We start from the raw sequence: 26,052 nt of genomic DNA on the forward strand, positions 1-26,052 counted from the left end.
TTTCTGACAAATATTTCTCAAATAAACTTCGAGTAATTTCTACCATCAATCAATGAAAATAATTTCGATCAATCAACCAGTAAAAATCCACACAAGTTGTTCTTCATAATCTCTTAATGATCTTCTTGCTAATTCGTCACCAGCAAGCTAGGTCGGCTATATTACACTAGATATTCTTAGTGTCAACTAGCAATGAAAACTATTTTTAAACTTTCTTTCTAAAACCGAACTTAATCAAAGTTAACTAAGTCACTGTTTTATCAGAAGTTTTAATCTTCATCACCGCCGATGGATGTGCATTCTACAGTATTTCAGAAGGCTTGCAACACTTCTTGCAAAGATTTTTTATCGTGTGTTTATTTTTCAAACCAATAAAAACATAAGATACTGTTATATATAGTTAATTTATTTTTATTATTTTTGAATTTTATTGAGCACATCCAACAAAATCCATCCATAAACACAATAAGATATTGTTTTATTTTAATTTAAATTATAAAAATATTTATTACATGACTTATATCGTTCAATTCACATCCCATTCTTGTTTGATTCTTCATCAATCTGGCGTTTATATATACAAAACTTGTTTTATCCGGTCTTCTTCCAAGATACATAGGCCCAATTTAAATATGGAAAATTTATTGCAACGCTAAAAATTAAAAAGCCATCGCTATTGAGCAATGGCTTTTGGAGTACTGAGCAACAATTAGAATTTCATACTGACACGTGCCCAATAATTTCGGCCAATATTATTGAATTGCTCCTCTGCGGCAAAACCAAAGCCAGCACTACCAGCTTTATTTAGATGCTCGGTATAGGTTTTATCAAGCACGTTATCAATACCGACTGATACATCCACGCCATCCATGATATGGTAGTTACCGTTTAAAGACAAAGTACCAAAGCCTGCGCTCTGCTTATTGTCATAACCAACGATATTACCTTCTCGTTCACTAATACGACTTTGGCCATCTACTACACGCCACAATAATCCAAAATTATATTTGTCTTGAACATAGCGCAAGTTAACACGGGCTTCTAAAGGTGAAATTTGTGGCAACGGCGTATTGTCTGTGGTGTTTTCGCCCCAAGCATACATGGCACTGATATCTGCCTGAATTGCATCAGTAAACTGATAACCAATTCCAACTTCTGCACCGGCAATGGTTACATCGATATTTCTTGAATCCGCACTATTCATTTTTGCTGGCTGCATTTCTCCCATATCATTACCCATAGGATGACCATGCCCAGAGTTTGCAGACTTAGGATAAGTCATCAGAATAAAATCCTGAATCACACCGGCATAAGCTGATACCCAAGAATTAAACGCGCCATGATGATGTTGATAACCCAGATCGAGTTGTAAGGTCTTTTCTGTTCCCAGTTGCTTAAATGTATTTGCAGTTATTCCATGATAATCGGTCTTAAATAATTCCCAATAATCAGGCACACGCTCCACATACCCCAGTCCGATATAGGTTTTACCTTCATCATGTTCTGGATGGGTATTTTCAAAACGAATGAAGCCGCTTGGCAAGGTTTCCTGACGGTTCTGTCCAGTTTTTAAGGCATCAATCTCCACTTGATCGACCCGCACACCAGCAACCAATTTGTTGTTATCACTTAGTTCATGACTTAGCTCAGCAAAAGCTCCATATGACTGGAATTTCATATCTGGAGTGAGCGGCATATTCATGCTTGTGGATCTCATTCCTCCAGCATGCGTATTGCGCTGAGAATCCATCCCGGCAATCAATTGGTTTTGATCCCATTCACTCGTTATCGCCATACGGGTATTTAAAGTACGGCGCGTAACCTGCATTTCAGAGGGTGCTGGCTGCATGTTATGAGTATGCTCATCATGCTTCATCGGCACTGGACGCAGGCTAAAATTATCCATGATGTGGTCGTTATAGTTATAGTTGATCTGTGCCTCAACTTTCTGAATTACATCAGTCAGATTTTTCTTTTCAACACGTAAACCCAGACTTTCACGGGCAAACTGTGATCCATCCATATCACGACCAGCATAAACAGCTTCACCATCTGCCTTACCACCTGTCAATTCTACCCAAGTATCTGCATCTGGAGTCCATCCCAAAGCCAGATCCGCATTCCAGCGCTCCCAATCTGACGGCACAGTAGTTCCATCACCATCTTGATAGCTATTCGATACCGAACGATTGGTATTGAGTCGGACATATTTCTGTTCATCGCCTGCTGCGACTTCCACATTATGATCAAGACGTCCGAAAGAGCCCATCAAGACACTGGCCTGACCACGATAGTTTTGATCTTGATCAAACTGTTCCGGTGTACGTTCGAAAATCACTGTGGCCGCAGAGCCAGTATTGGCATACTGAACCGTTTGCGGTCCTTTAATCACCGAAATACGGTCATAGCTTTCCGGAGAAATATAGGAGGTCGGCGAATCCATACGACTTGGACAGGCGCCCAGGTTTTCGGTGCCATCAGTTAGGATCTTAATTCGTGAACCAAACATGCCGCGGAACGTCACATCACCATTGGTGCCGGCACCGCTATTGACCGAACTAAAGCCGACAATACTTTGCAAATAATCCGCACCATCACTGGCAGGAATCGGTTGAATCGGCTGTTTTGGATCAGCGCGGACAATCAGCCCATTGGCATCATTACCTGATGCTGACGTCACCACAATCGGGGCAAATGTCTGAACCGGCATGGCATCATTGGCCATCACTATCGAAGAATAACAAGCAACACAAATCGCAGCCGCAAGTGGCTGTAAAGAAAATTTAGGCTGAGCCATTTCTCTATCTCACTAAATACATAAATTAGGCACGGCTTGAGTCAATACCAACCCAAGCTGAAAAATGCAGATTTATGCAGGCAGTGGTGGCGCTCGCCCCTGAGGAATTAAGAAGAGTTGCTGAAGGACAAACCAGACATGCTTAAAGGTTTTTTGATAGGCAATTAAACGGACATGAATCCGGTCAAGAACCTGTTTGATGTCCAGATCAGGCGGTAAGACTAAATTGGCATGAACCTTACAGTACTGACACTGATGATTGGCATCATGATGATCATGTTGAAGATGATCAGATTGGATAAGGTGACTATGCTCGCCAGCGCTATGCTGCGCATGAGCATCTGTCGCGATAAAAAGCGCACGCGTGATGGTTTCACAGACCGGAGCAACCTGATATTGCTTCGGTAACAAAGGCTGTAAAAATACAGCAATCTGTAGAAACACAGCTGCAAATGCAAATAGCAGCCCCGCGCGTAAAAACACAAGCTATTCCTAAAACATGCTTATGTTGATTATAACAAAGCCCAATCAGAATTGGGCTTTGTTAGACCATTTAAATAAACTTTAAAATGATCCTAGCGTTTCACTGCCACCTTGTCTTTATTACGCTGGCGAACCAGTTTTTCCACTTTTTCACGTGCACGTTGACGTTTTAATGGTGATAAATAATCAACAAATAATTTGCCATTTAAGTGATCCATTTCATGTTGGATACACACAGCGAGAAGTCCGTCAGCATCAAGCTCAAATGCTTGACCTTGCAGATTAATTGCCTCGATTTTTACACGTGACGGACGGTCAACTTTATCGTATATTTGAGGAACTGATAGACAGCCTTCTTCGTAGGGCTGCGTTTCTTCAGTCAATGGTGTAATTTTGGGGTTAATAAACACCATCGGTTGATCTTTATCTTCAGACAGATCCATAACAATCAGCTGAATATGACGATCCACCTGAGTCGCGGCAAGTCCGATACCTGGTGCTTCATACATGGTTTCAAACATATCTGCAGCGAGCTGACGAATTTCATCAGTTACTTCTTCGACAGGTTGGGCAATGGTACGAAGACGGGGATCCGGGAAACTTAAAATAGGTAATAAGGCCATACTGCATCCTCAATTATGCCATTGATCAAAAAACCAAATGAAGGGAATGCTTCATCAAAAAAATGTGTGTAAGATCGTTATTATAACGCAACTACGCACATAATTTTAGGAATTATGATAATGAAAAAGGTTTTAAAGGGCATGCCATTTTTTAGTGCCTTGGGGTTTAAAAATCAGATGCTGGCACTTGCTATTTGTGTAGGCGTCAGTATGGGGACCATTCATTCCGCCGAGGCAGCACCTGCACGTAACGTCAATCCACCGGCATTAAAAGCCAGTGCACCGAACGTGTATGTGGTGAAAAAAGGAGATACACTTTGGGATATCTCGAAACGCTTCCTGAAAAATCCGGTACGTTGGCCGGAAATCTGGGCCAGCAACAAGCACGTCAAAAATCCACACTGGATTTTCCCGGGTGACCGCCTACTGATGTGTGATTACCAGGGCCGTCCGATTATTGGTAAAGACGAAGGTGATGGTTGTGAAGGCATTATCAGCCGTTATCTGGGTAGCACCTCCTTGCAACCTCAGATTCGGGTTGAATCGTTAAACAATACCATTCCAGTAATTCCACTAGAACATATCAAGCAGTGGTTGGAACGCTACACCCTGATGGCACCTGATTCAGTTCAAGGTACGCCATATATTCTTGGAACTGCCGATCAGCGCGTACTGGCAGGCAAAGGCCAGAAAGTCTATGTACGTGGTAACGGTCTGGAAGTTGGTCAACGCTATGCCGTGTATCGCGAAGCTGAACCGTATGTATTTACCGATGCGAATGGCAAGAAATATACGGCTGCACTCGAGCTGCAACAGGTGGCATCCGGTATTGCAGTTCGTGGCGAAGGTGATGTCACCACACTTGAACTGACAGATAGTTACAATGCTGAAGTCCGTCGTGGTGATCGCGTCTTGCCTGAATACGATCCAATGTTACCGACCCTGTTCTATCCGACCAATGCAGAAAATATTGCTGCCGGTGGCCAGATTGTGCGTGTATTGGGATCAATTGGTACTGCAGCACGTCATAGTGTGGTCACCATTGACCGTGGTACGGCACATGGGGTTCAGACGGGTCATGTCTTTAGTGTGAATCAAAAAGGTGAAGTGGTCACTGATCCTAAAACTAAAGAACGTGTGCAATTGCCAGGTGAGCGTATTGGCCAGATCATGGTATTTAAAACCTTCGATCAGTTGAGCTATGCCTATGTGCTGGAAAGTGAATTACCAATCAAGGTTGGTGCAGGAATTCAAGCACCTCTTTTAGATGAATAAATATTTGTCTAAATAAAAAACTCAATAATAAGAAGACAACCCTATAGGTCTCAATATGCTGAACCCGTTATCGCGCGCGCAACTGGAAACAATTATGTTATGGTATCTGGTTCAGCATTCCCTTTCGAGTTTCTATAAAATCAGTCAACATTATGCCGAACTGGCCCATGCCCTTCAGCCGGATCAAGCCCCTGTCTGGCAGGCACTCGGTATTCATGCCAATCATGTACAGCGCTTAAAAGAATTTTCTCTTCCCGAAGCCCAGCAGAAATTTCAGCGTTGTCTGCAGCAGATCCAGCAGGATAGCGATTTTATTTTGCTGCACAGCGATCCGCATTATCCTCAGCAGTTGCATCCTTATGCAGATAAACCACCGATCATTTTTGGTCAGGGTAGACCCGATACCCTGCTTCAGGCACAGATTGCCATTGTGGGCAGCCGCAAACCCAGTCCACACGGCCGGCAAGTAGCTTATGACTTTGCTTTTTATTTGAGTGAACAGGGTTTCTATATCAATAGCGGTCTGGCATACGGTATTGATGAAGCAGCGCATCGGGCTGCGTTACAGCATCAAGGGACAATTGCAGTGATGGCGACTGGACTGGATCAAACCTATCCAGCACAACATCAATCACTACGCCAGCAAATCATTGAGCACGATGGTGCAGTCATCAGTGAGTTTCTACCAGATACGCTGCCTTTGCAACACCATTTCCCACGGCGCAACCGAATCGTCAGTGGTTTAAGTCTAGGTGTGATTGTGGCAGAGGCTGCATTAAAAAGTGGTTCTCTGATTACGGCTAAACTGGCAGCTGAGCAAGGTAAAACTGTGTTTGCCATTCCGGGACATATTTACAGCGAGCATCATCAGGGCTGCCACCAACTGATTCGTGAAGGTGCAATTCTGATTGATCACCCGCAGCAGGTCATCGAAGAACTGGCACTGGCGACGCAATGGCAGGCTTTGGAAAATACTCCCAAACTGGAAGTCGCTGCAGCAGAATCACAACAGATCCCACCACATCTTCTTAGTCTATATAACCAGCTGGACTGGGTGGGACAGACTCTGGATCAGCTGGGAACGCAGGTGCAGCAAGAAGTATCTGCCTTGACCAGTCAACTGATGGAACTGGAATTACTCGGTTTTTGCACCCAGCAAGCCGGCCTGTATCTACGTTGTCGGATTCTGAAATAAGGTTCACAATAGCGCTTTGTTGTTTAATATAAGGTATCCACATGATCACTACCTCTGTTGCCGAAGCAGCAGCATGGCTTAAAGACGGACAAGTCTTGGCATATCCCACAGAGGCTGTTTGGGGCTTGGGTTGCGACCCCTATAATGAACAGGCATTTCATCAAATTTTAGAATTGAAGCAGCGCCCGATTGAGAAAGGTGTAATTTTGTTGGCAGCTCATCTTTCACAGGTAGAACACCTGCTGCAGGATTTAAGCGAAGAAATGCGTGAAAAAGTGATTGAATCCTGGAGCAATGACAGGCCTGCTGAGCGTGCGACCACCTGGCTGCTTCCTGCAAATAAAGATATTCCTGACTGGATTAAAGGTCATCATCCTAAAGTAGCCGTCCGCGTGACCACTCACCCGCTCTGTGTCGCATTGTGTCAGGCCTTTGGCGGTTTTATCGTTTCGACCAGTGCCAACCCTGCCGGCATGGAACCTGCCCGCTCACTTCAGGATGCGATCCGCTATTTTGACCAGAACCTGAATTATCTAAATGGTGACCTCGGTTTAAGTCAGCAACCAAGCCGGATCATTGATGCAGTGACTGGTGTAGTTATTCGTGACTGAGTCCTGTCTGATTTAGTCGGGACACTCAAGCCCGACTAAAGTTTTAAGACAAAAAAAAGCTCAGCCATATAGGGATGGCTGAGCATAAAAAAGGATGTGCATAAATCACATCCAGAGGGTTCAGAAAATCTCTGGGAGTCTGATAAAACAAGGATTTTCTTGATTGATCATTCTCGATGGGCGCATTATGAAAGAAACTGAGCACAACGACAAGTACAATAAAACAATCAAATAATACATATTTTCTATTAATAGCAAACGATTTTTAACCAATATTCAAAATATCTTGCTCTTTCTATTCTCTTTTTAAAATAAAACGATATTTTTCTATTTGTTTTAACATTTAAAAATTAGCATTTAAAAGGGGATTTCAATTAAAAAAGTTTTGATCAACCGCTCAATGTTTAATCAGACAAAATTATTAACCAGCTCTTTTAATTCCTGATTAAGCGGATCTTCCGGGATATTGAGCCCAAAGGATTCCGAGTAAAATAATGCCACCGCCAATACTGTGATACATGGTCCAGGCTTCACCTAACCACAAATATGCGACTACTGCAGTAAAAACCGGCATCAGGTTCATAAAAATACTGCTGCGATTGGGACCAAGTTGCTGCACAGCCATCATCCAGAACAAGGGTGCGGCAATGGATGGGAAAATTCCGGCATAGATAATGCTGGCTGCATTAGCGTGATTGATGCTGTCCAGACCTAAAATCAATACCAAAGGAATATGATAGAGAAAGGCCATAAAAATCTGGATATACAGGCTCACTAAGAGTGGAATCTGAATCTGCCATTTCTTCAGAAACACGCCATAACAAGCATAGAAAAATACTGCGATCAACATCAACAGATCGCCAATATAACTTTCACCGACAGTTAAAAACTGTAAGCCCTGCCCTTGTGCCATGACATACATCAAGCCAATAAAGGACAAGAGACTTCCCAGCACTGCAGCTTGTGTCGGGCGAATCTTTAAAACAAAAATACCCACGATAATGGTGAAAATAGGAATAAAGGCATTGATGAGGCCCATATTGGTCGCAGTGGTATAATGTGCCGAGCTATAAGCCAGTCCCTGATACAGCACCATTCCCAGCGCACTCAAAATAGCAAAATGTCCGAGATGCAGACGAATCTGCGGCCACGCCGCTTTGACTTTGGGCAACATGAATGGAGTTAAAATCAGCAAGGCCAAGGCCCAGCGATAAAAACTGATACTGATGGGAGAAATGTAATCTGCCACATAGCGGGTGACGGTCATATTCAAAGACCAAATCAAAACTGCGGCCAGTGGTAAGGCCATGGCCCACCAGACTGCCTTTTGTTGCTGTGTCATACTTTCATCCATGAATCGCTGATCTTGTTATTAAGCTATTTCTATTCGCGGATCCTAGCATAATAGATTTTTCACATAATATTGAGGCAATTTGCAGCTTTAAGTAACTGAGCTCACCTGTTTCTACTTGTACTGAAAGCGAATACCCGTTAAAACAAATACCGTTCAGTCGCAATAAACAGGAAATCTAATGACTCGCTCTGTATATGACATTCCAGTCAAAACTATTGAAGGAACAGAAACCACTTTAAACCACTACCAGGGTAAGGTTTTGCTGGTGGTTAACGTCGCATCTAAATGTGGCCTGACGCCGCAATATGAAGGCTTACAAAAACTGTATCAGGACAAAAAAACAGAAGGTCTGGAAATTCTGGGCTTCCCTGCCAATAATTTTTTGGAACAGGAACCGGGTAGCGAAGCCGAGATTCAGGAATTCTGTTCAGTGAATTATAAAGTCGACTTCCCGCTATTTGCTAAAATCTCTGTTGCGGGCGAAGACAAGCATCCTTTATATGCCACCCTTACGCAGGCTGTACCGGAACGTATCGGTGAAGGCCCTTGGTGGAAAGATCTGGTCGATTATGGTCTAACCCCAAATCAGCCACCAGAAGTGCTCTGGAACTTTGAAAAATTCCTGATCAATAAAAATGGTGAAGTAGTGGCACGTTTTGCACCCGATATTACTGCGGATGATCCACGGATTGTCGATGCAGTGAACGCAGAACTTGCAAAATAATTCTCGATTATTCTCATAAGCTTCAAGCTTGAAATAAGTATCTATTTTCTTGATAGATACTTATTTTTTTAAAACCGCTATTTAGCTAAATTGAGATTAACCGGACATATCTTCAAAATGATTGCAGGCCGAACAAGCCAATTTGGTGAGAACAAAGTACTTCTTTACCAGTTTTTAATAATCTTTTTCCTGTTTTTAAATAAGGAAACATTCGGAACCCAGAAGAATTGTTATGAGTTTGCAACAATCTTTTTTATCTCCATAGTTTGTCCTTATATTAAATACTACTCAAATTCCATCACCTGTATCGAGACCCTGATTCCATGTCCAAGATTCTTGCCAATGCTGTCCTTCCTTTCGCATTATTTAGCTCGGGAATTTTACTGATGGGCTGTGAACAGGCCGTCGAAGCACCGGCTGAACAGGCAGATACCACGACCTCAGATCTGGAACCAGCCTCTCAGCAACAGAGCTCAACAGCGCAAACCGAGCTTAAATCGGGCAATATGTTTTATATGGTTCGTGATGTCGCCGACTTGCAGCTCAAGGCCGGCAGTTATGTGGAACAGTTAAAACAGACCCAGACCGAACTGCAAACGGCGGTCGAAGCCAAGGATACCCAGCAACTGCAGTCCACTGCGACCCAGCTTCAACAGCAACTCAGCAGTTTTAATCAGGTGTTGGGCAACCTGAACTTGAAAAGTCAGGAAATTGACCAGATTCGTGACAACATTATGACCGCTAATCAGCAAGTTCTGGCTTCTCCCCTCTTAAATGGTCAGGTGGATTTCAGCCAAGTGAACTTGAAAAAGATTGAATCCCAGATGGTTAATGTGCAATCCGAAATGGTCAAACTGGCCGGCTTGCTGATCCAGAATCCAGATCAGGAATCAGAGAGCAATACTGATCAGGACAACACTTAAAATACTTAAAAATCTCATTTTGAGGCGATTGATCGAAACACATCTTCCTCAATCGTCTTGCAGGCTATACACTGTTATTGATTATAAAAATTATATTTAGATCAGGAATTTTCATCTAATCAGATCATCAGGAGTTCAATCATGTCGAATTCAGTGCTGTATTCTGTGGTTCCAGTCACATCCCGGCTTGATCTGAAAGATCCTTTTATTTTTACCGTTCACCATCAAGATCATTATCCGCAAGGCAATGCCGAATTAGGCCCAGTTTCCCCGCCACAGCAGCATGAATATGACATGTATTATGGTGAGAGTATTCCCGGCTTTCCGGAGCATCCGCATACGGGTTTTGAAACCATTACCATTGTCGAGCGCGGGTATGTCGATCATTTTGACTCGCTGGGAAACTCGGGACGTTATGGCGCGGGTGATGTGCAATGGCTGACTACCGGCAATGGGGTACAGCATTGCGAGATGTTTCCCTTAGTCCATCAGGATCAGAACAATCCTCTGGAGCTGTTTCAAATCTGGCTGAATTCCTCACCGGAACAGAAAAAGCAGCCGGCCGATTATAAAATGTTGTGGCGTGAACAGATTCCACATGTATTTTCAGCCGATGCGGCCGGACGTAAAGCGGATATTCGGGTCATTTCAGGACAGTTTAAACAGACTCAGGCACTGGATCGGCCGCCACATTCATGGGCAGCCATTCCCGAGAATCAACTCAATATTTATTTAATCACTTTAAAACCAGAAGCAGAATTAATCATTCCTGCTACTACTGCTACTGCAACGCGTTTTTGTTATTTTTATCAAGGTAGAAGCCTGGAACTTGAAGGACAGAAGATAGCGCCGAAGCATCTACTTGAACTCAAACCGGATGCAGATATTCAGCTCAAAGGTGGGCTGCTGGAATCACATATTTTATGGCTGGAGGGTGAGCCGATCGGTGCACCAGTTGCCATGCATGGACCTTTTGTTTTGAATAGTGCGCAAGAGCTGGATACTGCTTTTCGCCGTTATCGCGAAACCCAGTTTGGTGGCTGGCCTTGGCCAAGCGCTGAACCGTCATTTCCACCAGAACATCCACGTTTCGCCAGTTATGAAGGCGGTAAACGTGAAGAATATCCAGACCAACTAGACAAAGAAACCACTAAATAGTGGCTTCTTTGACATTGGATCAGCTCATATTATTCTTTCGGGCTTTTGACAACGACTAGTTTCTTCTGCACAAACTCTCTAAAACCATCAATCGACAGTTCATGTCCATAACCGGAATTTTTGATTCCACCAAATGGTAACTCAGGCGTGGTATCAGTAAACCAGTTGATCCAGATCATGCCAGTTTCTACCCGTGACGCTAGCTTTTTCGCCCGCTCGATATCCTGAGCATGAATCACACCACCCAGACCATAATTGGAATCATTGGCAATTTCGACAATTTCATCATCATCCTTCGCCACATAGATTTGTGCCACTGGGCCAAAAAATTCTTCATACCAGGCTTCATTTTCACGCGTGATATTTTCCAGAATGGTTGGTGCATAGAAATTGCCTTGATGTTCTACAGCTTTGCCGCCAGTGACCACAGTCGCGCCTTGTGCTACTGCCTTTTCGACCTGCTCGCTGAGTTTTTCCAGCGCATCTTTTGAAGACAGCGGTCCTAAAGTGGTTTCAGGATCGAGCGGATCACCCAGTTTTAACTGTTCAAAAGCTTTCAGCATGCCGGCCTTGAATTGTTCGGCAATTTTTTCATGCAAGATAAATCGCTTCGCCGCCGTACATACCTGCCCGGCATTATTGACACGCGCCTGACAGCCTAACTTGATCGCGCGTTCCAGATCTGCATCATCGAGTACGATGAATACATCATTACCGCCCAGTTCCAGCGTTGATTTTTTAAGATGTTTTCCGGCCTGTTCAGCGACTGCACTGCCCGCACCTTCTGAACCTGTCAGTGCTACACCCCGCACACGCTTGTCTGCAATTACTTCAGCGACCTGATCACTGCTGATAAACAGGTTGGTCCAGACACCTTTGGGTGCGCCTGCATCCAACACCAGTTGCTCAAAGGCTTCGGCACATTGCGGCACAATGCCGGCATGTTTTGCCAGAACCGGATTACCAATCGCACAGTTCGGCGCAAAGACCCGCATCAGTTGATAAAACGGGAAATTCCACGGTTCTACCGCCATGATAATACCCAGTGGATGATGCTCGACCCAAGCTTCTCCTAGTTCCGTTTCATAGGACACTGGCGCTAAAAACTCTTTGGCATGATCGGCATAGTATTCTGCAATTTTGGCGCAGGTTTCGATTTCACCTTCACTTTGCTTAATCAGTTTCCCCATATCCTGGGTCATAAGCTTGGCCAGTTCAGCTTTTTGCGCTCGCATGTTGGTAGCCAATTTACGCAGTACTGCAATACGGATATCGACCTGCTGTGACCATTCTGACTTTAGAATTTTTTCTGCAGTATCGAGTGCATGTTGAATATCTTGATCGCTATGCGATGGGTAGTCTTTCAATTTTCGATTGGTAAATGGATTAATAGATTGATAAGCCATGGTTTTCCCTTTTTTCAATTATAAGTTTTGCCTGTTCTAAACTTCTATCGTATTAAGCTATAACAAGCGAAATCTGTTCGAATCATTTAACTTATCACTGATTTTTTTATGGCGTGTGCAGGTTTACAGATTGGTTCAAAACATTACTGAGAAAGGGTAAAAGTTATATCGAGTGGTACAAATTAAAATTTATTTAAGAATCGGAAATGTAAAACCAACACTCTCAAGATCGATACTTGCAAAAATTCCAAGCTAAAACAAATAATCTAAATCAGCTGTTTTAAGGTGATGCTAAAAATATAAATTTCAAATTTTCAGGTGTGTAGTACATTATTCTATATAGTAGAAAAAAGAAAATTCATAATGAGTCAAATACCATCTAATATCATTCAAACAGCAGAAAACTATTTTGATAATACAGTTTTAGAAACGACTGATACTATTTTTCAAGAAATTTTAAAAGCTTTTCCAATAGCATCTTCAGGTTTAGCGATTTATAAAGTTTTCAGAAGCTATAACGAAAAGCAAAAATTAAAAAATATCCTGGAATTTATAAAGGAAGGTGAAAAGTTAGCATCAGGAACATTACTAAAAATCTTCAAGAATCAAAACAACTTAGAAATAGGTGGTGAATTACTCAATGCTTTAGATAAAGTCTATTTAATCCATCAATCTAAAATGCTCGCTCGTTTAGCTCTTTTATATGATGCGAAAGAAATAAATCGTGAAAATTTTTTAAGATATACTCATATTATTCCTCAATTTACATCGTTTTTATTAGAAGGGTTAGAAAAAGCCTACTTATCATTTGAAATGAACAAATCCAAGAAGGATTACTACCTTACGAATAATGAATGTAACTTTTCAGCATCTGAATTAGAAAAGTTTGGTTTTTTGTACGTAGTAGCTACATTTGGTTCTGGCAATAATTATGGTAGAGAAAAAGACTTAATCTTTTTTTATGAACACATATATAAAAACAAACATGATAAGAACCTATGAACCATAAAAAAACCACCCTTTCGGGTGGTTTCTTCAATCTCTAACCGTCTCTTATTGAGCGCGGTTTTTGATTTTGCGGATCGTTTCCAGCTGTGCAGCAGTTTCTGCAAGAGCAGCCAATGCAGCAGCAGAATCCAAATCGCTCTTTTGATTGGCAAGCAATTGTTCAGCGTGTTTACGCGCTTCAATAATTGCCGCTTCATCCAAGTTGTCGGCACGGATTGCAGTATCTGCAAGAACCGTAACAACATGCGGTTGAACTTCTAAAACACCACCAGATACATAGATCAACTCTTCTGTACCGTTTTCCAAAATAACGCGGATCGCGCCAGGTTGGAGCAAAGTTACCAACGGAGCATGGCCAGGCATAATACCCAACTCACCGCCAGCACCTTTTGCAATTAGCATAGTTATAGTGCCTGAGTACAAAGACTCCTGAACACTTACAACATCACATTGCATAGTCGCCATGAGAATCTCCTAAATTAGAGTAGCTAATTAAAGTTTCTCGGCTTTAGCAATAACTTCGTCAATACCACCAACCATGTAGAACGCTTGTTCTGGGATGTGATCGTATTCACCAGCTAGAAGACCTTTAAAGCCACGAATCGTTTCTTTAAGAGATACTAATTTACCAGGAGCACCAGTAAATACTTCAGCTACGTGGAACGGTTGAGAGAAGAAACGCTGGATTTTACGCGCACGGTAAACAACCAGTTTATCTTCTTCAGCAAGCTCGTCCATACCAAGAATCGCGATGATGTCTTTAAGCTCTTTATAACGTTGCAATACGTTCTGTACAGAACGTGCAATTTCATAATGCTCTTGACCAACAACTAACGGATCTAACTGGCGTGAAGTTGAGTCTAGTGGATCGATCGCTGGGTAAATACCAGAAGATGCGATGTCACGGCTCAATACAACAGTTGCGTCTAAGTGAGCAAACGTTGTAGCAGGCGATGGATCTGTTAAGTCATCGGCAGGTACGTATACCGCTTGGATTGACGTAATAGAACCAGACTTAGTCGAAGTAATACGTTCTTGAAGAACACCCATCTCTTCTGCAAGAGTAGGCTGGTAACCTACAGCAGACGGCATACGACCTAGAAGTGCTGATACTTCAGTACCCGCTAGTGTATAACGATAGATGTTATCTACGAACAATAGTACGTCACGGCCTTTACCGTTTTCGTCTTTCTCGTCACGGAAATATTCAGCCATAGTCAAACCAGTCAACGCTACGCGTAAACGGTTACCTGGTGGCTCGTTCATCTGACCGTAGACCATTGCTACTTTGTCTAGAACGTTAGAATCTTTCATTTCGTGATAGAAGTCGTTACCTTCACGAGTACGCTCACCAACACCAGCAAACACAGATAAACCTGAGTGAGCTTTCGCGATGTTGTTGATCAACTCCATCATGTTTACAGTTTTACCAACACCGGCACCACCGAACAGACCAACTTTACCACCTTTCGCAAACGGGCAAAGTAAGTCAATGACTTTAATACCAGTTTCTAAAAGGTCAGTAGAAGCCGCTTGTTCTGCATAAGAAGGCGCTTGACGGTGAATTGGTAAACGCGCTTCAGTCGCAACAGGACCAGCTTCGTCGATCGGGCGACCAAGAACGTCCATGATACGGCCTAGAGTCGCTGTACCTACTGGTACAGAAATCGGCGCGTTAGTGTTAGTTACGTTCAAACCACGCTTAAGGCCTTCAGTAGAACCCATTGCAATAGTACGAACTACGCCATCACCAAGCTGTTGCTGAACTTCTAAAGTAGTTTCAGTACCATCTACTTGGAGAGCGTCATAGATCTTAGGAACGCTGTTGCGTTCAAACTCGACGTCGATAACCGCGCCGATGATCTGAATGATACGACCGCTATTCATTGCTGTCTCCTCAATTCAAAATAATGTTAAACGGCAGCGGCACCACCAACGATCTCAGAAATTTCCTGAGTAATCGCGGCTTGACGCAGCTTGTTATAAATAAGTTGCAGGCTCTTAATGATCTCGCCTGCGTTGTCTGTCGCTGCTTTCATAGCGACCATACGTGCAGACTGCTCACATGCGATGTTTTCAATCACACCTTGATACACCACAGACTCGATATAGCGAACCAACAAGCCATTTAAAAGCTCTTCAGCTTCAGGCTCGTAGATGTAATCCCAACCGTATTGACGGTTCAGATTCTTGTCTTCTTCAGCAGCAGCCAAAGGAACAAGTTGTTCGATCTTTTGATTTTGAGTCATGGCATTGACAAAGCCGTTTGACACTAGATAAATACGATCTAACTCGCCTTTATCATAAGCGTCCAACATCACCTGTACAGAACCAGATAACTGCTCAAGACTTGGGGCATCACCGACTTGCGTCGTCGCACCAAGCACTTTACCGCCGTAGTTTTTAAAAAACGAAACCGCTTTTTGACCAATTAAAGCAAATTGAACTTCAATTGACTGCTCTTGTTGCTGTTGAACGTGTTTAACCACTTTCTTGAACAGGTTAATGTTCAAACCACCAGCAAGGCCACGATCTGAAGACACAATGATATAGCCAACGCGCTTAACCGGGCGTTCAACCATATAACGGTGTTTGTATTCAGGATTCGCTTGGACCAAATGAGCAATTACACGGTGCATATTTTCGGCATACGGACGGCCTTGAGCCATGCGCTCTTGCGCACGACGCATCTTAGAAGCTGCTACCATTTGCATCGCTCGAGTAATCTTCTGCGTGCTCTTGATACTAGCTACTTTGGCGCGAATTTCTTTTAAATTTGCCATACGCTTAACCTAGTATTCGAAAGCCCTTGCGAGCTTCCGAAGGTTGATTCCGTGAACCAAACCGACACTAAATTCAACAGAGGTTGAAATTAGTAAGTTTGAGTCGCTTTAAAGCTTTCAATACCTGCTTTGATTGCAGCTTCGATGTCTTTGTTGTAATCACCAGAGGCATCGATTTGTTGCATTAACGCAGCATGTTCTGAACGGAAGTAAGAAATTAACGCAGCATCAAAGTCTACGATTTTCTTAACGTCTACGTCAGCCATGTAGCCTTCGTTAGATGCATAAATTGAAACAGCTTGGTCAGCAATTGAGTATGGAGCATATTGTTTTTGCTTCATTAACTCAGTTACACGTTGACCATGTTCAAGTTGCTTACGAGTTGCTTCGTCAAGATCAGAAGCGAACTGAGCAAATGCTGCCAATTCACGGTATTGCGCCAAAGCAGTACGGATACCACCAGACAATTTCTTGATGATCTTAGTTTGCGCTGAACCACCAACACGAGATACAGAGATACCCGCGTTCACAGCAGGACGAATACCTGCGTTGAATAATGATGTTTCAAGGAAGATCTGACCATCAGTAATCGAAATTACGTTGGTTGGTACGAATGCAGATACGTCACCCGCTTGAGTTTCAATAATCGGCAATGCAGTTAATGAACCAGTTTGGCCTTTAACTTCACCGTTAGTGAATTTCTCAACGTAGTCAGCAGATACACGAGAAGCACGTTCAAGTAGACGCGAGTGTAGATAGAACACGTCACCTGGATACGCTTCACGACCTGGTGGACGGCGTAAAAGCAATGAAATTTGACGGTAAGCAACAGCTTGCTTAGACAAGTCATCATAAATGATTAACGCATCTTCACCGCGGTCACGGAAGTATTCGCCCATTGTACAGCCAGAGTACGGAGCTAGATACAGCATTGCTGCTGGATCAGCTGCAGCTGCTGCTACAACAGTTGTATACGCCATAGCGCCAGTTTCTTCTAGCTTGCGTACCACGTTAGCGATAGTCGATTGTTTTTGACCGATTGCTACGTATACACATTTAATGCCAGAGTTTTTCTGAGCGATGATCGCGTCGATCGCCATTGCTGTTTTACCAGTTTGACGGTCACCAATGATCAACTCACGTTGACCACGGCCTACAGGGATCATTGTATCTACTGATTTATAACCAGTTTGTACAGGTTGATCCACTGATTGACGCCAAATTACGCCTGGTGCTACTTTTTCAACAGCATCAGTTAATTTTGCATCAATAGGACCTTTACCATCAATCGGGTTACCCAAAGCATCTACTACACGGCCTAAAAGTTCTGGACCAACCGGAACTTCTAATACACGACCTGTGCAACGCGCTTTTTGACCTTCTTGAAGGCTTAAGTAGTTACCTAAAACAACGACGCCCACTGAATCCTGTTCTAGGTTCAGTGCCATACCGTAAAGGCCGCCGTCGAATTCGATCATTTCACCGTACATAGCGTCAGCTAAGCCGTGAATACGCACAATACCGTCGGAAACCATAACAATGGTTCCTTCGTTCTTAGCGGTTGCGCTGGTGTCCAGATCGCCGATACGCTGTTTAATGAGCGCACTGATCTCGGATGGATTCAGTTGTTGCATTGCGCTATACCTCAATCTTTTTAAAGTTCAGTCTTCTAAATGCAATTAAGCAAGAAGACGAGTACGCATTTTTTCAAGCTTGTTAAGCGCAGAATCATCTATCACTTGGTCGCCTGCACGAATAACTACACCAGCAATCAGCGCTGGGTTAACTTCTACAGAAACATTTACCGCCGCTTCGAATTTTTTCTCTAATGCGTGAGTAAGAAGTTGTTCCTGTACAGAAGTCAATGGGAATGCTGATTCAATCACAACATCCACAGTATTGTTATTCTGTGATTTAAGCTGCTCATATTCTGCTGCAATCTCAGGAAGAAGAACCAAACGGTTATTCTCTGCAAGCAATGTCAGGAAGTTAGACACTGCCGCAGTTTGGTCTTCACCTAAAACTTTCGCAAAAAGAGCCACCTGCTCAGCAGGTGTAAGCTCAGGGCGATTTAGATAAGCTGAAAATGCTTCGTCTTGCACCGCAGCACTGAGCAATTCAAGTGCTGTTGACCAAGAGTCAGTTGCACTTTGCTCAGAAGCGTAAGCAAATGCTGCTTTAGCGTATGGGCGTGCCAACGTCAAGAGTTCAGCCATAATCCGCCTCTCTTAAAGTTTAGCAGCCAGCTGAGTCAGCATGGCATTGTGAGCTTCTGCATCAACTTGCTGGCTAAGAATTTTCTCAGCACCAGTTACTGCAAGAGCAGCCACTTGTTGACGCAATTCTTCGCGAGCAGCATTGATTTCAGTATCAACAGCTTCTTTAGCCTGTTGACGAATACGCTCACCTTCAGCCGCAGCTTGGGTACGCGCTTCTTCGATCAATTGTGCACCACGACGGTTCGCTTGTTCGATCAATTGAGCCGCTTGTGCTTTTGCCGCGTCTAACTCAGCTTTCACTTGTGCTTGCGCATCTGCAAGGTCAGCCTTCGCTTTTTCAGCAGCATTTAAGCCATCAGCGATTTTACGCTGACGTTCACTAATCGCATTGATTAGTGGTGGCCATACAAACTTCATGCAGAATGCGACGAAAATCGCAAACGCAATCGCTTGGCCAAACAATGTGAGGTTGATATTCATTGCAAATTCCTCAAATAGTGAATTTCGGAATTAAGCTGATTAACCTACAAATGGATTAGCGAAGATGAAGAACAAGCCAATACCAACACCGATCATAGGCACAGCATCAAGAAGACCCGCGATTAAGAACATACGAGTTTGAAGTTGTGGAGCCAATTCTGGTTGACGAGCTACAGCTTCAAGGAAACGGCCGCCTAGAAGACCAAAACCAATCGCAGTACCTAAAGCACCGAAAGCGATCAAGATAGCAGATGCAATTGCAACTAGACCTAAAGTGAGTTCCATGATAATTCCTCAGAGGTTAGGTTTTATACCAAATTAAGTTAAAAAATTGTGTACCCAACCATCCGTTGACAGTTAGGCAATACCATTAATGCTTTTCGCTTGCCATACTCATGTACACGATAGTCAACATCATGAAAATGAATGCTTGTAGCGTAATAATCAAAATGTGGAAAATCGCCCAAGGCACAGACAACGCCCACTGGATCCAGAACGGTAATAACGCGATAAGAATGAAGATTAACTCACCCGCATACATGTTACCGAACAGTCGTAGAGCCAATGAAACTGGTCGCGCCAAGAAAGTAGTCAATTCCAACAATAAGTTAAATGGAATTAAAAGCACTTTAGCAACTGGATTACTTGGGTTAAATGGGTTCAGTGCTAACTCACCAACGAAGCCGCCAACACCTTTCTCACGAATACTATAGAAAATAATTAAGAAGAATACAGAAATAGACATACCGAGGGTAATGTTTGGATCTGTAGTCGGAACAATTTTAAAGTAAACCTGATGAGGGTCTACACCCAGCATAGAAGCAATCGCGTGTTGAGCTACATAAGGAATAAAGTCAACAGGGATCAAATCCATCAAGTTCATGAGGAAAATCCACACGAAAATGGTTAATGCTAAGGGTGCAATTAATCGAGACTTCCCGTGGAAGGTATCACGTACACTTGAATCTACAAACTCGATAATCATTTCAATTGCAGACTGGAACTTGGTAGGAACACCAGCATTAGCCGCTTTCGCAACCAACCAGAACAACAAACAGAAAATCAGACCCAGTCCGATAGACCAACCCATTGAATCCAAGTGAATAGCAGTGAACCCCATCTGTTGAGCTTCAGCACCGCTCTCGGCCAATTTCCACGTACCGTCCGGCATTTTGCCATAGGTCATGTTGGTCAAGTGATGCTTGATATACTCGGTCGAAGTAAGGGCATGTTCTTCAGCAGCCATAAATCACACCTGGTCAATGTCAAAAAACTAATAGAACAAACGAATATCGCGTGCTGCTTGATATCTCGCCTGCTCCTGAAAAACTTTTCAATTTCTTGTTGTGCTTATACTCATTTTTGTAGACGTGACGCCCAAAACGGAGCGACCCACGACATGGCTTGAACAAGTATAAAACCACAAAACAACGCCACCGCTGACAACGGTTTAACATTGCTTAAAATTAAAATGAAACCAACAATCACAATGGCAAACTTTCCCATCAAGCCTTTATACATGTTCGAAAGAACTTGTTTAGACGCGCGGGCTCCTGCTGCTCGAAACGATTGCCACGAAAAATAACAAGTCGCGAGCCAACATACCAGTGCACCTAATGCTGCACTCAAGGCTGCGGTTGAGTCTTTCACGACCCAGCCGATCAAGGCTGAAACAGGGATCATACAGGCTTGCAGGAGGACCAAAGCTTTCGCTAATCGTCGGTCAATCAAGCGACTAGTTCGGCTCATTATTTATTCACTCACAGCAATCATGCTTGACAAGTTTAACAGGTGATTATTTTTAATCGCAGGCATTATAGAGTTACACCCCTGAACATGCAATCTTTTCCCGACCTTAGTCGTGTTTTTTTAAATCGGACCACTGCTGTTAAACTAATCAAAATCTGTCTATTTTTTAAATCATTAGCGTGCATTTAGTACACATTTCTGGGTTTCTGTGGCCAATTGCTGCCAAGCCTGCACAAAGTCCCCTGCCCCGCTCATGCTTTCATCGACATGCTGGAACAGTACCGGATTGAGTTTGCGGTACTGGTTCTCACTGGCATGACCTTCGGCCAGCAGACACATTTTGCGCTGTGGACGATGATCCTGTAAAAACTTGATTTGCGCCACGGTTGGTGAAACATGTGGATCATCGGTCAATGCCCCCATGAATTTTAAATTGAGTGGGCGCTCAAGATACTGGTAGGCATCGTGATAAGACCAATAAGGTTTGGCTTTGTTACTTGAACTATAACGCTGAGCCGTAGCAAACATGTTTTGTGCAAAGTCACGGGCATTTTTCCAGTAGCGTTCACGATGCTCCGGCAATTGCTGCGAACGTAGCGCCGCAATAAAGAAACCAATCCGCACTGCATTATTCGGATCGAGCCAGACATGCGTGTCTACCGTATTTTTTAAGGCCTCGCCACGCGGATTACGCATCGGCAAGGTGGTCAATATCCCCGAGTCTAACAGTGCAATGCCTTTATTACTTTCATTCAGCACTTTGGCCAAGGGTGCTTCATGCGCCTGACCCAGCCAGATCACCAGACCTGCATTCTGAATAGTTTTTCGATGCGCCGGAGTCAGACTCACATCATGTCCACTTTGGTTGGCCAGCAATAAAGTCGGCTGTTCCACACCTTGGGTAATTTTCTTGGCAATCAGATAGATCGGCTGCGTAGACACCACCAGACTTTGTGACCAACTGAGTGTACTGAACAATGCCAGCAGACTGATTGCAAGGAGACGGAACATGAGTAGAAATCACTTAAAAACGATAAAATCAGGAAGTGTTATAATATAACAAAAATACAAAAATACCTATGCCTAATCGAAACTCAGAACGCTTCATGTTAAGATTTGAAATCTATTAATTTTCAGTTTCGCACTTGAGGTGAACTATGGGTTCCTGTTCGCACGAACACCACAACGCATTGCACGGCGTGCACGACCATCCCAATGTCGCACAACGTCTTGCTGAAGCGGAAAGTCTTTGTGCAGCAAGCGGCGCACGCCTTACACCTTTACGTAAAGAAGTGCTGGAACTCATTCTGAATGCGCATGGCCCGATGGGCGCCTATGATCTGCTGGCACAAATGAAAAATGCCAGTGATCGTCCTGCAGCACCACCCACGGTGTATCGCACTCTGGATTTTTTATTAAGCAAAGGGCTGATTCATCGTCTGACCTCGATCAATGCCTATATTCCCTGTTGCCATCCGCGTGAAGGTCATCAGGCCGCTTTTTTAATCTGTACCGAATGTAAAGCCGTCAAAGAAGCGTCGGCTCAGGGCCTGCTCGATCAACTCGATGCACTGGCCAGCTCGGACGACTTCACGGCACATCACAGCATTATCGAAATTTCAGGAATTTGTCAGCAGTGCCGCAACAAAGCTTAAGTGCCTCTCCCTTGATTCAGCTTTCCAAGATCTGGGTCAAAATCGATGAGCGCGATATCTTAAAAGCCATTGATTTCTCGTTACAAGAGAAAGAAATTGTCACACTGATTGGTCCCAATGGTGCTGGTAAATCGACCTTGATTAAAGTCATGCTGGGCATACTGAAACCACAATCGGGTGAAATCAAAACTGCGCGCAAACTCAAATTTTCCTATGTGCCGCAAAAATTCAATCCCTCACATAGCTTACCGCTACGGGTAAAAGATTTATTAGCACTAGAAAAGTGCCCGTCCCAGATTAAAACTGAAATTATCCGGGATACCGGTATTAGTAAACTGCAAGATTCTAAAGTTCAGCAGTTGTCTGGTGGCGAACGTCAGCGGGTGCTATTGGCTCGTGCCTTATTACGTCAGCCGGACATTTTAGTTCTCGATGAACCGATGCAGGGTCTAGACATCCAGTCCGAAGCTGAACTGTATGAATATGTGCGTAACTTGCCGGAAAAATATGGCTGTGCCGTACTGATGGTTTCACATGACCTACAATGGGTGATGCAAGGTACGACTCGTGTGGTCTGCTTAAACAAGCATATCTGTTGTAGCGGGCTGCCGGAAAGCGTGCAGCAACATCCTGAATATCAGGCGATTTTTGGCACCAATCGCGTATTCTATCAACATCATCATGATCATTGCGCACATGGTGATTCTGCCACCCCCTGTCAGCATGACTCACGTCCTCATATTCACCCCGAGCCGGAAGCTTAAACCATGATGGATTGGTTACAACTCCTTTTACCTGCATGGATCATGGGTACGCTATTGGTATTTCTGACTGCCCCATTGGGCTGTCTCATGCTCTGGCGACGTATGTCATTTTTTGCTGACACTATGGCACACGGTACTTTACTCGGTGTTGCCATTGCTGGGGCTTTAAGTTTACCGCTGTGGATAGGAGTCACTTTTATTGCCTTATTATTGGTAGGGATTTTGTGGATACTGCATGATCCGCGCCTGCCGAATGATGCCTTGCTGGCGCTGTGTTCAGCAACACTGCTTTGCTCAGGTCTATTGTTCATTCAGCATTTACCGAGTTTAAGACCGGAACTTCTCAGCTATCTATTTGGTGATCTACTGACGATTTCCTGGGCGGACTTACCCACCTTTGCTATCGTGATTATTCTGGCCTTAGCCGTTCTCTATAAAAGCTGGCAAGCGCAGATTCAAATCGCAATTGATCCGGACATGGCGGTCAGTGAAGGTGTAAATGCCAAATGGCAACGCCTGATCTTTATGTTGTTATTGGCATTGTTTACCGTGCTTGCGCTGAAAGCAGTCGGTTCACTCTTGATGGGGGCATTACTGGTGATTCCTGCCTTGACTGCACGGCTCCTTGCACACTCACCCAAACAAATGGTGATCTGGGCATTCGTGATTGCGCAAATTGGGGTGACCGTGGGCCTATGGTCGAGTGCCGGTCTCAATACTTCGACTGGTTTAACCATTGTACTGACCATGGCGGTGCTATTTGCACTGATCTTCTGTGTGCAGAAGTTTAAAAAGCTGAATTAATCTTTCTGTTAAATCATGATGATTTTCTAATGATCTATTCCGCCTCTCTCCTTTAAGGAGAGAGCAAAGACTCTTTATTGATGCACCAAACTCAATAAAAATGCAGCGCCGGCAAATAACCCGGCAAAAGTCCGGTTCATGACTTTTTGTTGTTTCGGCGATCTAAGTAGCCTTAAAACTTTAGCAGCCAATCCGGTATAACCCGCCATCACAATCAGATCAATCGTCACCATTGTCGCAGCCATAATCAAATACTGAATCCATTGTGGCTTAGACAAATCCAGAAATTGCGGCAAGACGGCCAGTAAAAATACGATGGCTTTAGGATTAGTGATATTAACCAAGAAACCATGCAGTACCAGTTTCCCTCTCGATTTTCGCGCCAATTCATGTTTAATTTCGATAGATTGTACAGGTGCTTTCCATTGCAAAATAGCCAAATACAATAAATAGCCGACACCAAACCATTTCACTACTAAAAATGCCCATGGGGTTGTCGCAAACAAAACTCCCACACCTGCCGCAACCACTGCAATCTGCACCAGTAACGCCAGTTGCAGACCCAGCGCATTCCAGTAACCATGCCGAAAACCATAATTCAGTCCACTCGACATGGAAGCAATCGCTCCTGCGCCCGGAGAGACACTAATCACCCAGCAGGCCAGCATATAGGCAAACCACATTTGATAGGACATGGATATTTAACTCAGCAAAACTTGCCCAATATTATATGAATTTTCTAATAAAATCAGGCTAAAAACCTGCTTAAATATAAGGCATTGCACTATTCACTCTGTCTAGCTTCAGGCACAATATGTACATTAAAAACAGGATCTATCCTTACAGGAGCCATGAATGACAGCCCAATCGGTAATCTTGCCACTTCCTTCAGATCATGCCCGTTTTATTGTTTTACGTCTTAAAGATTTGAGTATTGAACAATTAAAAGAACAACTCGAACATCTTTTTACTTCGCGTGATCGTCTTATTACGCAACATCCTCAAGCACAAATTAAAACGGCAGTGGCTTTTGGTCCTGAACTGTGGGCAAAACTTTATGATCAAGCTCCTGCAGGCTTTAAACAGCTTGAGCCCATTCATGGTTCATTTGAAATGCCAGTGGTTCCGGCAGATATGATCATTCATATTGCCAGTGCCCGTGCTGATATCTGTTTTGCGCTCAGTCAGGCTTTTTTTGAAGGCATTCAGGATCAGGTTCAGGTGCTGGATGAGCGGGTTTGCTTCCGCTATTTTGATGGTCGTGACATAACTGGCTTTATTGATGGAACTGAAAATCCGCAATTCCCGGATGATCGTGCTGAAGTCGCATTATTAGGTGAAGATTCAGGTATTTTCCAAGATGGTTCATTTATTTTTGCCCAACGTTACGCGCATAACCTGGAAAAATGGAAAAAGCTAAAAGTTGATACTCAGGAACAGGTTATGGGTCGTACCAAGCTTGAATCGATTGAGCTGGATGATGAGGTCAAACCTGAAAATGCGCACGTGTCACGTACTGTAGTGGAAGATGAAGAAGGCGAAGAAATGGAAATCCTACGTCATTCTCTGCCTTATGGTGATGGACGTGGTGACCAGGGTCTATTCTTTATTGCCTACACCAAAGACCTTACGATTATCGATGCTATGTTAGAACGTATGTTTGGTACCTTTGGCGATGGAATTCATGATCGTCTGCTTCATTTCGTAACACCTCTAGATGGTGCCTATTACTTTGCGCCAAGTGAGGAGCTGCTGGGAGAGGTTTTGGAAGGGTAAAAGTAAAAAAGCCGGCGAGAGCCGTCTTTTTTCTATAATTCTAATTTAATATTTTTCTTACTTCCTGAAGAATCGCTATAACTTAAATTAAATTTTTTATCTATAGAATAAAAATTTCCAATTCTTCTAACTTCAATAGGCTTTGTTGCATAAACATTCAAAAGCTGAGTTTTCCCCAATCCATTCAAATTTAAGTGACAACTTGGGTGTGAGGTCTACCTAATTCCGTAAATCTATTCAGAACTGCCACACGCGCATGAACTTC

General features: G+C 43.5%; 27 protein-coding genes. 11 read left to right on the plus strand and 16 right to left on the minus strand.

The features are described from left to right. Positions 1–709: 709 nt before the first annotated feature. From FTV08_RS14845 to def, 3 genes are all read right to left on the minus strand, one after another. Complete coding sequence (locus FTV08_RS14845) at positions 710–2,797, minus strand: TonB-dependent copper receptor (RefSeq protein WP_180087595.1); 2,088 nt, start codon at positions 2,795–2,797, stop codon at positions 710–712. A gap of 72 nt (positions 2,798–2,869) precedes the next feature. Further along, on the minus strand, positions 2,870–3,280 hold the full coding sequence (locus FTV08_RS14850) for a DUF2946 family protein (protein WP_004644876.1): 411 nt from the start codon (positions 3,278–3,280) through the stop codon (positions 2,870–2,872). A gap of 92 nt (positions 3,281–3,372) precedes the next feature. Beyond that, positions 3,373–3,903 carry a peptide deformylase gene (gene def, locus FTV08_RS14855; protein ID WP_044112406.1) on the minus strand — a complete coding sequence of 177 codons (531 nt, stop codon included), beginning with the start codon at positions 3,901–3,903 and terminating at the stop codon, positions 3,373–3,375. 120 nt (positions 3,904–4,023) lie between these two features. Here def and FTV08_RS14860 point away from each other — a divergent pair, with 120 nt between their 5' ends. From FTV08_RS14860 to FTV08_RS14870, 3 genes are read left to right on the plus strand one after another with little or no spacing between them, the layout of a single operon-like run. Then, positions 4,024–5,178 carry a LysM peptidoglycan-binding domain-containing protein gene (locus tag FTV08_RS14860; protein WP_044112405.1) on the plus strand — a complete coding sequence of 385 codons (1,155 nt, stop codon included), beginning with the start codon at positions 4,024–4,026 and terminating at the stop codon, positions 5,176–5,178. A gap of 55 nt (positions 5,179–5,233) precedes the next feature. Further along, positions 5,234–6,373, plus strand: coding sequence for a DNA-processing protein DprA (gene dprA, locus FTV08_RS14865; protein WP_044112403.1), 1,140 nt, complete (start codon positions 5,234–5,236; stop codon positions 6,371–6,373). Between the two features lie 41 nt (positions 6,374–6,414). Beyond that, positions 6,415–6,984 (plus strand): L-threonylcarbamoyladenylate synthase, encoded by a 570-nt coding sequence (locus FTV08_RS14870; protein ID WP_044112401.1) that lies wholly within the window; start codon positions 6,415–6,417, stop codon positions 6,982–6,984. A 445-nt stretch (positions 6,985–7,429) separates the two neighbouring features. On the opposite strand, the gene FTV08_RS14875 is transcribed toward FTV08_RS14870, so the two are convergent. Continuing rightward, positions 7,430–8,326 (minus strand): DMT family transporter, encoded by an 897-nt coding sequence (locus tag FTV08_RS14875; protein WP_004732595.1) that lies wholly within the window; start codon positions 8,324–8,326, stop codon positions 7,430–7,432. A gap of 190 nt (positions 8,327–8,516) precedes the next feature. Between FTV08_RS14875 and FTV08_RS14880 the strand changes: the two genes are divergently transcribed. The 3 genes from FTV08_RS14880 to FTV08_RS14890 all read left to right on the plus strand — a co-directional run bounded on the left by FTV08_RS14880 (position 8,517) and on the right by FTV08_RS14890 (position 11,143). Beyond that, entirely contained in the window at positions 8,517–9,062 is a 546-nt protein-coding gene (locus tag FTV08_RS14880) for a glutathione peroxidase (protein ID WP_044112399.1), read from the plus strand. Positions 9,063–9,385: 323 nt separating this feature from the next. Next, positions 9,386–9,985 (plus strand): hypothetical protein, encoded by a 600-nt coding sequence (locus FTV08_RS14885; RefSeq protein WP_004732599.1) that lies wholly within the window; start codon positions 9,386–9,388, stop codon positions 9,983–9,985. 141 nt (positions 9,986–10,126) lie between these two features. Then, positions 10,127–11,143 (plus strand): pirin family protein, encoded by a 1,017-nt coding sequence (locus tag FTV08_RS14890; RefSeq protein WP_044112397.1) that lies wholly within the window; start codon positions 10,127–10,129, stop codon positions 11,141–11,143. Positions 11,144–11,172: 29 nt separating this feature from the next. On the opposite strand, the gene FTV08_RS14895 is transcribed toward FTV08_RS14890, so the two are convergent. Further along, on the minus strand, positions 11,173–12,549 hold the full coding sequence (locus FTV08_RS14895; RefSeq protein ID WP_180087596.1) for an NAD-dependent succinate-semialdehyde dehydrogenase: 1,377 nt from the start codon (positions 12,547–12,549) through the stop codon (positions 11,173–11,175). Positions 12,550–12,912: 363 nt separating this feature from the next. On the opposite strand from FTV08_RS14895, the gene FTV08_RS14900 reads away from it, so the two are divergent. Beyond that, positions 12,913–13,551 carry a hypothetical protein gene (locus FTV08_RS14900; protein WP_180087597.1) on the plus strand — a complete coding sequence of 213 codons (639 nt, stop codon included), beginning with the start codon at positions 12,913–12,915 and terminating at the stop codon, positions 13,549–13,551. A 51-nt stretch (positions 13,552–13,602) separates the two neighbouring features. Here the strand turns inward: FTV08_RS14900 and FTV08_RS14905 are convergent, their stop codons facing one another. From FTV08_RS14905 to FTV08_RS14950, 10 genes are all read right to left on the minus strand, one after another. Further along, the gene (locus tag FTV08_RS14905; RefSeq protein ID WP_180087598.1) at positions 13,603–14,022 is read right to left on the minus strand and encodes a F0F1 ATP synthase subunit epsilon; all 420 of its coding nucleotides are present in this window, start codon (positions 14,020–14,022) and stop codon (positions 13,603–13,605) included. A 27-nt stretch (positions 14,023–14,049) separates the two neighbouring features. Beyond that, positions 14,050–15,444 carry a F0F1 ATP synthase subunit beta gene (gene atpD / locus FTV08_RS14910; protein ID WP_004644863.1) on the minus strand — a complete coding sequence of 465 codons (1,395 nt, stop codon included), beginning with the start codon at positions 15,442–15,444 and terminating at the stop codon, positions 14,050–14,052. Positions 15,445–15,470: 26 nt separating this feature from the next. After that, complete coding sequence (atpG, locus tag FTV08_RS14915) at positions 15,471–16,340, minus strand: F0F1 ATP synthase subunit gamma (protein WP_004644862.1); 870 nt, start codon at positions 16,338–16,340, stop codon at positions 15,471–15,473. An 89-nt stretch (positions 16,341–16,429) separates the two neighbouring features. Continuing rightward, positions 16,430–17,974, minus strand: coding sequence for a F0F1 ATP synthase subunit alpha (gene atpA / locus FTV08_RS14920; RefSeq protein ID WP_004644861.1), 1,545 nt, complete (start codon positions 17,972–17,974; stop codon positions 16,430–16,432). A 45-nt stretch (positions 17,975–18,019) separates the two neighbouring features. Next, positions 18,020–18,556, minus strand: coding sequence for a F0F1 ATP synthase subunit delta (locus FTV08_RS14925; RefSeq protein WP_004644860.1), 537 nt, complete (start codon positions 18,554–18,556; stop codon positions 18,020–18,022). A 12-nt stretch (positions 18,557–18,568) separates the two neighbouring features. Further along, positions 18,569–19,039 (minus strand): F0F1 ATP synthase subunit B, encoded by a 471-nt coding sequence (locus FTV08_RS14930; RefSeq protein WP_004280990.1) that lies wholly within the window; start codon positions 19,037–19,039, stop codon positions 18,569–18,571. A gap of 39 nt (positions 19,040–19,078) precedes the next feature. Beyond that, complete coding sequence (gene atpE, locus FTV08_RS14935) at positions 19,079–19,324, minus strand: F0F1 ATP synthase subunit C (RefSeq protein WP_000424060.1); 246 nt, start codon at positions 19,322–19,324, stop codon at positions 19,079–19,081. 85 nt (positions 19,325–19,409) lie between these two features. Continuing rightward, positions 19,410–20,285 carry a F0F1 ATP synthase subunit A gene (gene atpB / locus FTV08_RS14940; protein ID WP_004644859.1) on the minus strand — a complete coding sequence of 292 codons (876 nt, stop codon included), beginning with the start codon at positions 20,283–20,285 and terminating at the stop codon, positions 19,410–19,412. Between the two features lie 110 nt (positions 20,286–20,395). Further along, complete coding sequence (locus FTV08_RS14945) at positions 20,396–20,788, minus strand: ATP synthase subunit I (RefSeq protein WP_004280982.1); 393 nt, start codon at positions 20,786–20,788, stop codon at positions 20,396–20,398. A 174-nt stretch (positions 20,789–20,962) separates the two neighbouring features. After that, positions 20,963–21,799, minus strand: coding sequence for a metal ABC transporter solute-binding protein, Zn/Mn family (locus tag FTV08_RS14950; RefSeq protein ID WP_121980228.1), 837 nt, complete (start codon positions 21,797–21,799; stop codon positions 20,963–20,965). 146 nt (positions 21,800–21,945) lie between these two features. Here FTV08_RS14950 and FTV08_RS14955 point away from each other — a divergent pair, with 146 nt between their 5' ends. Genes FTV08_RS14955 through znuB form a run of 3 tightly spaced genes read left to right on the plus strand, consistent with a single transcriptional unit; the run spans position 21,946 to position 24,011 of the window. Next, complete coding sequence (locus tag FTV08_RS14955; RefSeq protein ID WP_004280980.1) at positions 21,946–22,443, plus strand: transcriptional repressor; 498 nt, start codon at positions 21,946–21,948, stop codon at positions 22,441–22,443. Then, a complete protein-coding gene (gene znuC, locus FTV08_RS14960) occupies positions 22,425–23,207 on the plus strand; it encodes a zinc ABC transporter ATP-binding protein ZnuC (protein WP_005105130.1) in 783 nt (260 codons plus the stop codon). The genes FTV08_RS14955 and znuC overlap by 19 nt, the downstream gene beginning before the upstream one ends. 3 nt (positions 23,208–23,210) lie before the next feature. Then, entirely contained in the window at positions 23,211–24,011 is an 801-nt protein-coding gene (gene znuB / locus FTV08_RS14965) for a zinc ABC transporter permease subunit ZnuB (protein WP_180087599.1), read from the plus strand. A gap of 74 nt (positions 24,012–24,085) precedes the next feature. Here the strand turns inward: znuB and FTV08_RS14970 are convergent, their stop codons facing one another. Beyond that, a complete protein-coding gene (locus FTV08_RS14970) occupies positions 24,086–24,706 on the minus strand; it encodes a LysE family transporter (protein WP_004280977.1) in 621 nt (206 codons plus the stop codon). Positions 24,707–24,866: 160 nt separating this feature from the next. On the opposite strand from FTV08_RS14970, the gene FTV08_RS14975 reads away from it, so the two are divergent. Continuing rightward, positions 24,867–25,787, plus strand: a complete 921-nt coding sequence (locus FTV08_RS14975) for a Dyp-type peroxidase (RefSeq protein WP_180087600.1) — start codon at positions 24,867–24,869, stop codon at positions 25,785–25,787. The last annotated feature ends 265 nt before the right edge of the window (positions 25,788–26,052 follow it).

Source organism: Acinetobacter sp. YH12226, assembly GCF_013417805.1.
Classification (GTDB): Bacteria; Pseudomonadota; Gammaproteobacteria; order Pseudomonadales; family Moraxellaceae; genus Acinetobacter.